General features: G+C 67.1%; 8 protein-coding genes. 2 read left to right on the forward strand and 6 right to left on the reverse strand.

From position 1 onward, the window contains the following. Positions 1–29 precede the first annotated feature (29 nt). Positions 30–1,586 carry an FG-GAP repeat protein gene (locus FJY73_04780; GenBank protein ID MBM3319972.1) on the forward strand — a complete coding sequence of 519 codons (1,557 nt, stop codon included), beginning with the start codon at positions 30–32 and terminating at the stop codon, positions 1,584–1,586. Here FJY73_04780 and FJY73_04785 read toward each other — a convergent pair. The 6 genes from FJY73_04785 to FJY73_04810 all read right to left on the reverse strand — a co-directional run bounded on the left by FJY73_04785 (position 1,567) and on the right by FJY73_04810 (position 10,273). Then, on the reverse strand, positions 1,567–2,919 hold the full coding sequence (locus tag FJY73_04785; GenBank protein ID MBM3319973.1) for a tetratricopeptide repeat protein: 1,353 nt from the start codon (positions 2,917–2,919) through the stop codon (positions 1,567–1,569). The two genes, FJY73_04780 and FJY73_04785, sit on opposite strands and share 20 nt — an antisense overlap. After that, the gene (locus FJY73_04790) at positions 2,916–5,321 is read right to left on the reverse strand and encodes a sulfatase-like hydrolase/transferase (GenBank protein MBM3319974.1); all 2,406 of its coding nucleotides are present in this window, start codon (positions 5,319–5,321) and stop codon (positions 2,916–2,918) included. The genes FJY73_04785 and FJY73_04790 overlap by 4 nt, the downstream gene beginning before the upstream one ends. After that, entirely contained in the window at positions 5,318–7,444 is a 2,127-nt protein-coding gene (locus FJY73_04795) for a tetratricopeptide repeat protein (GenBank protein ID MBM3319975.1), read from the reverse strand. The genes FJY73_04790 and FJY73_04795 overlap by 4 nt, the downstream gene beginning before the upstream one ends. After that, positions 7,441–8,751, reverse strand: coding sequence for a right-handed parallel beta-helix repeat-containing protein (locus tag FJY73_04800; protein ID MBM3319976.1), 1,311 nt, complete (start codon positions 8,749–8,751; stop codon positions 7,441–7,443). Before FJY73_04800 ends, FJY73_04795 begins: the two co-directional genes overlap by 4 nt. 125 nt (positions 8,752–8,876) lie before the next feature. Beyond that, the gene (locus FJY73_04805; GenBank protein ID MBM3319977.1) at positions 8,877–9,536 is read right to left on the reverse strand and encodes a hypothetical protein; all 660 of its coding nucleotides are present in this window, start codon (positions 9,534–9,536) and stop codon (positions 8,877–8,879) included. Between the two features lie 179 nt (positions 9,537–9,715). After that, positions 9,716–10,273: a hypothetical protein gene (locus tag FJY73_04810; GenBank protein MBM3319978.1), complete on the reverse strand. Its 558-nt coding sequence runs from the start codon at positions 10,271–10,273 to the stop codon at positions 9,716–9,718. A 713-nt stretch (positions 10,274–10,986) separates the two neighbouring features. Between FJY73_04810 and FJY73_04815 the strand changes: the two genes are divergently transcribed. After that, positions 10,987–13,023, forward strand: a complete 2,037-nt coding sequence (locus FJY73_04815; protein ID MBM3319979.1) for a hypothetical protein — start codon at positions 10,987–10,989, stop codon at positions 13,021–13,023. The last annotated feature ends 55 nt before the right edge of the window (positions 13,024–13,078 follow it).

Genomic DNA, 13,078 nt, shown 5'->3' on the forward strand with positions numbered 1-13,078 from the left:
ATGCCGCGAGACAGAACTTCGAGGGGATCATGAAGCTAAGCGCCTTCTTGCTGTCGTTCGGTTGGGCCCTCCTCGCGCTCGCGATCGGAGCCGCCTCGCTCGGCGCCGAGTCCCTCGACCTCCAGGCGGAAAAGACTCTCGTTCTGTGGGGCGGCGAGTCGGGAGGACAGTTTGGGAACGCGGTCGCGGCGGGAGATTTCGACGGGGACGGGATCGACGACCTCGCGGTCGGCGCGCCCGCGGCCGGGGGGACGGCGGGCGAGCCGATGGCGGGGCGCGTCTACCTCTTCTTCGGGCGCGCCGGGCGGGAGCTCGCGGGCGGGTTCCGCGCCGCGGAGACCGCGGACCTCGTGATCGTCGGCGCCTATTCCCGCCATCAGATCGGGATGCGCCTCGCGGCCGGCGACATGGACGGAGACGGTCGCGACGACCTCGCGGTCGGCACGATGTACGGGACCGGGCCGGACGGACATCGGGCCGGCTGCGGCGAAGCGCGCGTCTTCTTCGGGCGCCCCCGCGACGAGCTTCCCGAGCGGATCGATCTCGCCGAGTCGGAGGCGGACATCACGCTCTACGGAGCGGAAACCCACGACCGCTTCGCCGGGGAGATGGCCTTCGGCGATCTCGATGGGGACGGGCTGCAGGATCTCGCGATCGGCGCGTTCTACGGGGACGGTCCGATCGGGGATCGATATCACGCCGGAGAGGTCTCCCTTCTCTTCGGCGACAAGAGATCCCGCCTTCCGCGCGTCGTCGATCGTGCGAGCGACCGGCTCCCCACGATCTTCGGGCCCGAGCCGACCGACACCTTCGGGCGCGCGATCGCGACCGGAGACGTGGACGGGGACGGGCGCGAGGATCTCGTCGTGGGCGCCTACTATGGGGACGGTCCGGGGAACACGCGCATCAACGCCGGGGAGACCTTCCTCGTGTTCGGAAGAGAGCGGAGCGCCTTCCCGGAGGGACTCGATCTCGCCGAGGGAGGGGCGACGATCCTTCATGGCGAAGAGGATGGGGATGTGTCCGGACGGTCGGTCTCTACGGCCGACCTCGACGGGGACGGCCTCAAGGATCTCCTGATCGGCGCGCACCTCTCCCCGTGCCGTTCGTCCGCGGGCTCGCCGGGGAAGTGCGGGGCGGTCTATGTCGTCTTTGGCCGGACGCGGGCCTCATGGCCGCGCGCGCTCGATCTTCGGACCGACGCGGACGCGAGGATCGAGGCGATGGCCGAGAACGACCAGCTCGGCTGGCCGATCGCCGGCGGGCGTTGGGGGAGCGAGGGAGATGTCGCGCTCCTCTTCGCGCGCGGGTCCGACGGGGGCGATCTCCGCCGATCGAAAGCGGGAGAGCTCTTCGTTCTCGGACGCTGTTCGCGGGAAGACCTTGCGCGCGCCGAGACGATTCGGTCGGCGGCGCGCTTCTCCCTCGTCGGGTTGGACGAAAGGGACCGGATCGCGGCCGACGCCGTCCTTCTCGATTGGAACGGGGACGGGCGGCCGGAGATCGCCCTCGGGGTCCCCGTGGCGGCCGGGGAGAAGAACCTCTTGCCTCAATGCGGCGAGGTCGCTATCTGGTCTCGTCGGTAGGCCGCGCCGGAACCTCTTTGCCCTTCTTCTGATGAATCGCGCTGCCGACCTCCTCGGTCCTCCACGTCTGCGGCTCCTCTTCGGGCACCGGCTCCCCGCGCTCCAGATAGGAGATCGCGCGCCTCGCCTCGTACCCCTCCCAACCGTACGGCGCCATCTCGTTGACGCGCTTCCACGCATCCACCGCCTCGGCGTACTTCCCTCTCTTCTGGAGGATGTTGGCGTAGTCGATCCAGCCGTGGAGATAGTCCGGATCGACCTCGATCGCGCGCCGCACGTAGAGCTCGGCCTTCTCTCCGTCCCCGAGATCCCGGTAGCACATGCCGAGGTTCCTCCAGGCGAGCTGGTTCCTCTCGTCGAGACGACCCGCGGTCTCATAGAAAGGGATCGCGCCCGCGGGGTCGTTTTCCATCCGGTAGATGAGCCCGAGCTGAACGAACGCCTCCACGTGAACGGAGTCGAGGAAGATCGCAAGCTCGAGAAAGCGCTTGGCGGCCTGTTTTTCCGGAACGCTCCGATGTTGGATCCCGAGGTAGAGGAGTTTTCCCGGGAGACGCGGGTCGATCGCGTGCACGCGCTCCCGGAGACGCGCAGCCTCCTCCTTCCGGCCGAGCCGCTCCTCGACGAGCGCGAGAATCGCGAGCGCCTCCGCGTCCTCGGGGGTCTCCCGGAGTAGCTCATCGAGAACCCCCTTCGCCTCGGCGAGATCTCCCGCGTAAGCGAGCGTCGTGCCGAGCTCGAGCCGGACGGGGAGCGACCCAGGGTCGAGACGGTGCGCTTCCCGCACCTCCGCTTCTTCCTCCCCCCCGCGCGCCCTCGTCCGGTGCACGAGCCCGAGGTAGAGCCGGGCCATCGCGCGTTCCGGATCGAGCTCCACCGCCCGCCGGAGCGCCTCCTCCGCCGCGAGGAATTGGAAACCCTCGAGAAGCGAGCGCCCGTATTCCTCCCACGCGCGGGCGAAACCCGGGTTCTCGGCGAGCAAATCATCGAAACCTTCACTTTTTAGCTGGGAACGTCCGAGAAGAACGACGCGGGCCAGGCGGACCGCTGGGTTGCTCGGATCCTTCAGGACGAGCCGCTCGTACTCCTGGCGAACCGTCTCCCTCTCCCCCGCCGCCGCGCGCAAATGCACGTAGGCGAGGTGCGCCTCGATGTCGTCGGGAACCTCCGCGATGCGCGCCTCGAGGAGAGCGCGCGCCTCGTCGACGCGCCCGGCGCGATGGAGGGCGGCCGCCTCGCGCACCGCGTCTTCGGCTCCGAGCGCCCCGGGAGCCGCAAGCGCGCACGCGATCCACGCCGCGAGTAGAACGCTTCCGAACCCGTTCCGAATCATTGAACACCCTCCATGTTCGCGCGCGCGGACCGGATGTTCTCCCGGGCCGTCGCGGCGCTCGGCGAGTCGGGCGCCGCGAGCGACGCCTTCTCCCACGCCTCGATCGCTTGGGCAAGATTCCCGTGGGCCGCCTCCGCCACCCCCAGGTTGAGATAGATATCGGGATCCCGTCGGTCGAACTGAAGCGCGAGACGATACTGTTCAGCCGCCTCCCGGTGCTTCCCTTCCTCGCGCAGCAGGTTGCCGATCCCGTACAGGCCCTTCGCGAACCGCGGGTTCACCTCCACCGACTTGTTCAAGTACTCGGCGGCCAGCCGCCGATCCCCGCGCTTCTTGGCGAGAATCGCGATGTTGTAGTAAGCCTCCACGAGCGTCGGATCGCTGTGGAGCGCCTTTCGATACTGATCGACGGCCCGCTCGATCTCTCCCGCTTTCTCGTATGCGAGCCCGAGATGGTAGTAACCCTTGGCGGCTTCGTTCGGGCTCTCGATCGCCCTCTTGTAGTACTCGATCGCCTCCGGGAGACGGTTTTGCTTTTCCGCGACCTTTCCAAGACCGATAAGGGCGACCCCGGACGTCGGCACGATCTCCATCTCCTTCCGGTACTCCTCCTCCGCCTCCGCGAAGCTCCCCCGCGCAAGGGCAATCTCCCCGAGGCGCGCGTGCACCCTCTGGGCGTGCGGGTCCGCATCGAGAACCGAGTGAAGGATCTCGGCCGCCTCGTCCGCCCTCCCCAGCCGGAGGAGAGCGTAGGCGCGGTTGCTGAGCGTGGGGAGGGTCCTCGCTCCCAACTGGATCGCCTTCGTATACACGCTCTCCGCGCGCGCGGCGTCCCCCATCGCGAGGAACCCGTCCCCGATCGAGGCGAGAATGCGCGGGCTCGCCGGGTCCTCCTTCTCCAAATCGACCAACGCCTGGAGCCCTCCCGGGAAGTCTCCCCGGTCGAACAGGTTGAAGGACGCGAAGTACTTCCTGAGAAGGTCGATCCGATCCTTTGGATCCGGAAGATCTTTGTACGAAATTTCTTCGTCGACCTCCGCTTCTCCCGCGAGGTAGCCGAGCGCCTCGAGTTTCCGCCGAGTCTCCTCGTCGACGGTGATCCCGTCGGTCTCTCCGCGGCGCCGATTGTCCTCCGCGATGATCTCCTCCAGTAGAGCCCGCATCTCCGCGGCGATCTCAGGCCTCTCCGCGATCCGGTTCGCGGTCTCCCCCGGATCGACGGCGACCTCGTAGAGCTCCTCCCTCGGGAGAAGGATGAACTTCCACTGGTCGTTGGAGACCGCGCGCACCTCGCTCCACCCGAAATCCTCCCGCGAGGAGATCGACTCGGCGTAGTGGACGAGCCCGAGCGGCGCGTCCGGATCGAGGAGGAGGGGAACGAGGCTCACCCCCTCCGCCTCGGGCATCCCCGGAAGGCCGAGGAGGTCGAGGATGGTCGGGGCGGCGTCTACCATCCGGACGATGCTCTCCACCACCGTCCCCCGCCGGAACGGCTTCTCGCGGAAGGCAGGATGATCGGGCCACCGGATGATGAACGGCACGCGGATCGTCGATTCATACGTGAAGGTTCCGTGCGTCACCTCGCCGTGGTCTCCGAGCCCCTGCCCGTGATCCCCGACGAGAACCACGAGGGTCTCTTCCGCGAGCCGGAGCCTCTCGAGCGCGTCGAGGAGACGCCCGATCTCACGGTCGGTGTACGCGATCTCTCCGTCGTACAGGTTCGAGGCGTAACGCGTGAGGAACGGCTCCGGAGGTTCGTACGGCTGGTGCGGATCGAAGAGATGGACGAAGAGGAAGAACGGCTTCCCCTCCTTCTTCTCCAGCCACCGGATCGCGCGGTCGATCGTGACCTCCGCGCGCACCTCGGGGATCCCTCTTTGGAGCGGGGACTCCCTCTCCGGGGGGAGGGAATCGACGTACGTGTCGAACCCGCGTGCGAGGCCGAAACGGGCGTCGAGGACGAACGCGGAGACGAACCCCGCCGTCCGATACCCTTCCGCGCGGAGCCTGTCGGCCAGCGTCTCCTTCCCCTCGGGGAGGCGGTACGTCCCGTTGTTCCGCACCCGGTGCCTGTAGGGGAACTGGCCGGTGAGCATGCTCGAGTGCGAGGGGAGCGTGAGCGGAGCGACCGACGCCGCGCGGGCGAAGCGGACCCCCTCGGCCGCGAGCTTGTCCATCCGAGGCGTCTCGATTTCTTTATATCCATAGCATCCGACGTGGTCCGACCGGATCGTGTCGATCGAAAGAAAGAGGACCGAGAGACCGGTCCGAGCGGACGGGGCGCCGTCCGGCTTCTGCTCGCGGACGTCCGCCCGGTCCCCGGCCGGCTTCTCCCCGCCCCCTCCGCAAGCCAAGGCGGAGACGAGAACCACAAGGACGATCGCAAGGCTTCTTCGGATCAACGGGATCCTCCTTCCCGCCCCTCGGCCAGGGCGGCTTCGGCCATCCGGATGTTCGCGATCACCGGGCTCTCCGGATCATAGTCGAGAATCGTCCTCCACGCCTCGATCGCCGCGTCGACCTCTCCTTTGTGAAAGCGGAGAAGACCGATGTTGTTCCAGGCCGCGGAGTGGCGCGGGTCGATCTCCACCGCCCGCCGGTACTCCCGCATCGCCTCCTCGTCGCGCTCCTCCTTCTCGAGAAGATCGCCGAGGCGGTTGTGGAGATCCGCCGTGGACCCGATCCGCGCGATCGCCTCGCGGACCGTCCGCTCCGCCTGCGGGAGGTCCCCCCCCCGCTCGAGGGCGTTCACGAGGTTCCGAACGATCCTCTCGTTCCTCGGGTCCATCTCCACGGCGGCGGCGTACTCCGCGGCCGCCTCGCCGAAGCGGCCCATGTCGTAGAGCGCGTTCCCGAGGTTATAGAGGAACTCGGGCGACGCGGGCCGGAGATGGATCGCCTCGCGGTACTCCTCCACCGCCTTCTCGTTCTCCCCGAGCGAATGATACACCGTGCCGAGGTTCGCGCGAGCCTCCGCGAACGCGGGGGAGCCTCGGATCGCTGCTCGGTACTCCTCCGCCGCATCGGCCGCTCTTCCCTCCAGCTGCAGGAGGCGCCCGAGCCCGTAGTGCGCCGTCGGGTATCCGGGAAGAAGCCGGAGCGCCTCGCGATAGGCGGCCTCCGCCTCCTCGCTCTCCCCGCTCGCCAGAAGCCCGTTCGCGAGGTGCACGAGCGAGTAGGCCCGCGCGATCCCCTTCCCCGCGCCGAAGGAGCCCCCGTTCACGAGGACGAAGAGAAGGGCGAGAGAGCCGGCCGCCCAGAGGCGGGGGGCCCACGCGCCTCTTCGAAGAACGCCCGCGAACGCCGCCGTCCCGACCGCCGCCGGCGGGATGAGCGCGACGGAGAAGGGGATCCGGTACCTCGAGTGCGTGTAGAAGAGAAGAGCCGAGAGGAACTGCGCCGCGAGAAAGAGGAGGACCGGCGCCCCCCTCCGCCGGCGGAGAAGGACCGCGAGACCAAGCGCGCCGAGCGGAGCGATCACGCCGAACACGAACGGAGCACGCCGGAGCGCGGGGATCTCCTCTTGAAAAAAGGAGAGATCCGCGTTGTCCGGCGCCTCGGCGTTGTTCCAATGGAGCACCGCTTTTCGGCCGAGAAGAGCGAGATACGCGCCCGGGTCGCCGCGGATCCAATCGAGCGCGCGGCGCGTCCAGTACCACGACACCTCGGACGCCTTCAGCGAGCGCCCCGCCCCTGCCTCGGCAATCCGCCGGGAATCGCGGATGTTGATGTTCTCGGGAGAGAGAGGGATCGGCTCGTCGGGGAACGCGAAGACCCCGGCCGCCTTCTCGTTGTTCCCCATGTAGAAGTTGATCCCGCTGTGCGAGGAGACGAGGACGAAGTCATTCCCGCGGACGAGGTTTCGGATCGTCGCCGGGGAGACGGCGAGGAGTAGACCGGCGAGAAGAAGAAGGGCGGCCCGCGCCTTCCTTGTTTCCTCGCGCGCAAAGAGGATCCAACCGAGAAGAAACGGAAAGAAGAGGAGGAGGTTCCCTTGGATCAGCGTTCCGACGCCGAGGAGGATCCCCGCGGCGAAAAGCTTCGCGTATGAAGCGCCGGGACGGCGCCGGAGAAGGAGCGCGAGAAGAAGGAGATTAACGAAGACCCCGATCGCCGTCGGGAGAAGGAACGCCTCGTAGAAGAGCGCGGGGCGGTAGAGCCCGCCGGCGAGAAGCGCGAGAAGTCCGGCCGGCGCGCCCCCGAGGCGGCGCCCGATGTCGAAGAGGAGGAGCGCGCTCCCGATTCCGAGAAGGAGCTGGAAAAGGACGATCGGAACCGGCCCGGCGCCGAAGACCTTGTAGAAGAGGGCGAGGGAATACGGGTAGAACGGGTTCGTCGCGAAGACGTCGAGCGGATACCCCTCGCCCGCCGCGATCGCGCGGGCCAGCCGGTCGTTCACCTCCGCGTCCACGGCCGGATGAAGGAACAGAGGGTGCGCGCGGACCTCGGCGAAGTAGGCGACCCGGAGACCAGCCGCGAGAAGAAGAGCCCCCGCAAGGAGGAGCGCTCCCCTCCTCGCCCTCACGGCTCTCCCCGCCGGAGCGGCGGCTCCCCGGGGCCCGGCTCTTCGGAGCACGCGGCCCGGTAGCAGCCGGCGCGGAGATCCCCGAGAAGCGGAGAGCGCGCGTGAAGCCGATGGTCCGTTGCCTCGTCGCAGAAGCCGGGGTCGAGAACGCGGACGCCCTCGATCGGCGCGGCGCCCTCCGGCCCCTCGGCCGGAGCGCACGCCCAGACGACGTTCCCCTCCGCCTCGAGCGACGCCTTTCCTTCATGCATCAACCAAGGTCCGGTCGAGCGAACGACGAGGTTCCGGCGGATCGCCGCGCTCCCCGTATCCTCCACGCGGATCCCTCCCATGAAGCCGTGGTTCCGGACGAGCGTGTTCTCCTCGATCCGGGCGCTCGACTTCCAGGAGTAGAGCGACGCCCCCTGTTGGCCGCAGTGGTTGTCGAAGGCGAGGTTCCGCTCGATCCGCCCGTCGACCTCTTGGAGGAACGAGACCGCCCCGCCCCGCTTCATCGCGAAGTTCCCCTCGAACAGGTTTCCGAGGACGGCAGCGACGCACTGTTTGAGCGCGGCGACCCCGCCCCCCGAATCGAAGACGACGCGGTTATCGACGAAGCGGTTCTCCGCGATCTCGACCCGCGCGCGATCGAGAAGGCAAAGGCCGCCTCCGTGAAAGACCGCCGAGTTCCCCTCGAACAGGTTCCTCTCCACGCGGCCGGATGCGCCCGCGAAGAAGCACGCGCCCCCGCCGTGGTAGCGCGCGTAGTTGTCCCGGATCACGCAGTCGCGGATCACCGCGTGCACGCCGCCATAGACGAAGACCCCCCCGCCGTTCCCCTCGAAAACCCATCCGTTCCGGATCGTGAAGCCCTCGAGGAGGATCTCCTCTCCGCCGTCCCCGTAGGCGGTCACGACCGAACGATCCGCCCCCTCGCCGTCGATCACGGTCTCTCGGGCGCGCGGATCTCTCTCCCGGAAGGAAGGGTCCCAGCCCCCGAGGAGGATCTCTTCTCCGCCGTCCCCGTAGGCGGTCACGACCGAACGATCCGCCCCCTCGCCGTCGATCACGGTCTCTCGGGCGCGCGGATCTCTCTCCCGGAAGGAAGGGTCCCAGCCCCCGAGGAGGACGAGCGACTTCGAAAGGTAGAGGGTTTCGCGGTAGACGCCCTCCGCGACGAGGAGCGTGTCGCCCGCCGCCGCCGCCTCGGCCGCTCTCCCGATCGTCGCGTGCTCGGCCGGGACGCGGAGAACGCCCGCCCGCGGGGCGCACGGAAGCGCGAGAAGGAGGAGAAGAAGAACCCGCCGAAGCCGCTCCGGTCGAGACATGAGGCGATTATAGCCCGCGCGCGAAAGGCGGGGCAAGAGAACGCGCCGGCCGTCCGCCCGACGGGCGCACGAAAAAGGGCTCCCGCGCGCGGCGGAAGCCCCCACTCGGAAAGAAGTAGACTTCGTTACCGGAAGAGCTGCTTCACGCTCCCCCAGCTCGCGGGCTCCGTCGCCGCGGGGTAGGAGCACGTCATCCCTTCCTCGCTAAATGGGAGTGACTCCAAAGCGGACGACGAGAGGACCGAGGTCGCATCCCCATCTATAACCCAGAGAATCGCGCCTTCGGCCGCCACGTTGAAGGTCAGGCTTCCGACCTTGGCTGGGAAAGCCTCGTAAGGAACTCCCCCGCTCTGGAGATTCCAGTCGATTCCCTGAACCAGCCAGCACTTGTAGTTCGGGTAAGCGCTCGTGATCCACGGGCTGACCTCGATGGGGAAAGTCCCCGTGTCCGAGGCGAAGGTGGTGAACTGAGTCCAACCAGCGGCCGGGTGATTCGAGGTCCAGAGCGCCGTCCCAACCAGGCTCCCCTCCGTTACGCAGAACGTGCAGCCGTAACCGTAGAACGGCGGACAGTCGTCGTAGAACACGTTCACCGTGACCTGCGTGCCGATCTCGCCGGCGCCGAACGTGCGCCCCATGTCGAAGTCGCCCGGCTCGCAGTCGAGGTCTGCGTTCACGTCCAGGCCGACGAACCGTTCCGCCGCGGCGAACGAGAAGGCGAAGAGGAGAAAGAGCATCGCGGCGGCCCCCGCCGCGAAACGCTTGACATACGAACGACCACGCATGATTCCGCTCCTTTCCGAGTGGTACCGAGCAATGGGGACGAGGCGCCCCCCGCGAACCCGTCGGGACGCGGCTACTATAGGCAGTGGGCGTGAGAAGTGTCAACCGGAAAAGTGACGGGGAAACGGAAAGAGGCGGTCCGTACGCCGGACCGCCTCCTCTTCTTGGATCCGAGAAGGATTTACCGGAACAGGCTCTTCACCGCGCCCCAGTTGGTCTCCTCGGTTGCGATCGAACCGATCTGAACCGTGCCGAGCACCGTCCCGTTGTTGTCCCAGCTGTACGTGTAGAAGCTGAGCGTCAACACGCCCGAGCCCTCGAGCATGTACAGATCGTCGATCGACTGATCGACCGCCGCGTGGTAAGTCACCCTCGCGACCTTATACGGGAACATGATCGGAACGTCGAAGGTGAGGTTCTGTCCCTGGGCCGTGATGCAGTTCTGGGCATCCGGCGGCTGGAACGGGAACGACCAGCCTCCCCCCGGCGAGTAGGCCACGAAGCCCTGGTACTCGAGGGAGCGATCAAAGTTGCAAATGAACGCGCCCCAAACCCAGGTGCCCTTGCCCTGCGGACCGTACAGCCAGATATCGACGCCCACGTAGTCGCTCTGGTTAACCTGGATGTAGTCCACCCCGTTCATCGGGTTGCCGTCGAGATCAAGCTCGAGGCGGTACTGGCCCATGCCGGCGGACGCGAACAGCAACAGGGCCGCCGCCGCAACAAAAGCCTTCTTCATGCGCAGTTGCTCCTTTCTTCCGAATCGGAAGTTACCTTCGCTCTCAAGCCGCGCGCCGCGATCCACCCGGGGACCCACTCCCGAAAGAACCGCATGATTCAGCCGCCCCTGACCGCTTCCCAACAATCATTCGCGGCCGAACGCACACTTCCTGAAAGCACTTGAGATTCTACCAGGAAGGCCCGGTCCGTGTCAACTCAAAATCTTGTTTCGAGCTACTTCGGATCCGCCCGTTCCCGGTGAGCCTCCAACCCTTTCCACCGGCCTGCGCCGGTTAAGAAGCCGTTTTCGCGGCTCCCCGCACCCTGCTTATCGGCTCCGAGGGTGAGGGGTTTGACCGCTCCCGCTTCCGTGCGCTCGTCCGGGGCCGGGCCCAGGGAGCCCGCCCCGGCGGTAAGGCCGACACCTTACCCGATTTGGTAGCCGTCAACGCTCTCTCCGCATCACCTCCTCGGCTGCAGGATAGTCTCTGGAACCGACTGAAGAATACCACTGGGGAAGGGGCTTCGTCAACAGGAAATCAGGGGCCCGGGCCCCGTGAGGCCTTCCTAACCGATTCTTGATCACCCTGTTCGTTTCGTCGTCCCGGCGGGCGCCCGACGAGGCAGTTGTCGCTGGGGAACCCTCCTGCTACAAATAGAAGCGCGTATGCAAGCCCACTCGGCGTCACTCGCACTTCCCCGCGCGGACCGGATCCCCGGTCGGGAGGAGTCATGAGAACCCGTCGTTTCCCGGCGATCCCCTTTCTTATCACCCTCGCGCTCGCGGCCCTAGGACATTCGATTCCTGCCCACGGAGGGACGGAGAACCGGGCCGATGAGCCCCCGGAGGCGTGGCGGCTTCTGAGAGGTCCCGGTAGAGCGGAGCTGCTCGACCGCATCCTATCCGATCTCGACCGCCTTTCGGAGCATGAGAGCGCCTTTTCTCCACGAAGCGCGCGATCGAGGGAGGAGAGGACCGATGAGCTTTCTATAGGCCCTTGGCCCTACCGCGAATCCGGCCGCCCTCGCGTCTGGACGATCCGGCCGGACGGCACCGGAGACGCCCCGACGATCCAGGCAGGGGTCGACTCGGCGGCCCCAGGCGACACCGTTCTTCTCGAACCGGGGATCTTCCACGGAGAGGGAAACCGCGATATCCGCTTCCGCGGAAAGGCGTTGGTCGTCCGCGGAAGAGACGCCCCCGAGCTTCACGTGATCGACTGCAAGGGGACGCAGGAGGATCCTCATCGAGGGTTCGTCCTCGACCAGGGCGAGGGGCCCGGGTCGGTCCTATCGACCCTAACGGTGACCGGCGGCCACTCGACCGACCACGGGGGCGGCATCCTCTGCCGAAACGGCTCGTTCCCCACGTTGGAGAACCTGATCGTGCGGGAGAACCGCGCGGACGCTTGGGGGGGCGGGATGTTCTGCTACGATGCCTCGGCGGAGATCGTCGGATGTGTCTTCCGCGGGAACACGAGCCGCTGGGGCGGGGGGATTTACGGAAGGCGGGCGTTCCTCGAGGTCAGGGACGCGCTTTTCGCAGAGAACGTCGCCGGACACCAGGATTTCGACTGGGGCGGCGCGATCGGATGCGACAGCTCCGATTACTTGAAGCTCGAAAGGGTTCGGTTCGAGTCGAATCGCGCGCCGGTCGGAGGGGCGGTTTCCGCGTACGACACGCCGCTTCTCGCCGTCGACTGCGCGTTCATCGGAAATGAGGCCGATCTCCTCTGCGGTGCTCTCTACAGCTTTCCGATCGCTCCCGGCGACCCAGTCGTCCTCAGGAATTGCGACTTCTCGGAGAACACGGCGATCCTCGCCGCGGGGGCGGCCTCCTCCCTGGGGGGATGCGATACGATCGCCGAGTGCTCATTTACGGGAAACGAGGCGAACTGGGCGGGCGCGGTCTTTCTGGGAGGAGACACGCACGTCCGCGCGTGTTCCTTCACGAACAACCGCGCGCGCCGGAGCGGGGGAGCCTTCAGCATCTACGGGAGGGCGTTCCTTGACACGTGCACGATGGCGGGAAACACCGCCGCCGACTCCGGCGGGGTCGTTCAGACCGAGTACGCCGACCCGATCCGATTCGAACGATGCACGATCGCCTTCAACGGCGCCCCGCACGGAGGAGCGGTCAGCGTGCCGTCCGGAGTGTCGTCGTCGGTGATTCTCTCGCGCTCGATCGTCGCCTTCAGCGATTCAGGGGAGGCCGTTCTTTGCGATGGGACGGGCGGCACCGCCGTCTTGAGCTGCTGCGACCTCTACGGAAACGAGGGAGGCGACTGGGTCGGCTTCATCGCGCCGCAGGCGGAGATCAGCGGAAACTTCTCGGCGGACCCGCTCTTCTGTGGCGGGGAGACGAACGACTTCACGCTCGACGCGGAGTCCCCCTGTCTCGACGCGGCGGGCTGCGGCCTCGTGGGCGCGTGGGGTTTGGGATGCGGGGGATCGGTCGGCGTTGCGGCCGAAGACGGGGCTCCGGCGAGCTCGACCTTCCTCGCGCCGAACGCGCCGAACCCCCTTAACCCGTTCACGACGATCCGGTTCGGTTTGAAGGAACCGGGAGCGGTCTTGCTCGCGCTTCACGATCCAGCCGGACGTCGCGTGAGGATCCTCTGCAATGGGGAACGCCGAGATGCGGGGGAACACTCGGTGACTTGGGACGGCCGCGACGCAACAGGCCGAGCCGTTGCATCCGGGGTCTATCTGGTCCGGATGGAGACGCAAGGTTTCTCGGCCGCGCGAAAGATCCTCATCCTCAGGTAGCAGTCCTCTTCTTCGAGGAATGAAGGATGGAGAGAAGCCCCCCCGGCGGAGCCGA

The organism is Candidatus Eisenbacteria bacterium, assembly GCA_016867715.1.
Lineage (GTDB): Bacteria > Orphanbacterota > Orphanbacteria > Orphanbacterales > Orphanbacteraceae > VGIW01.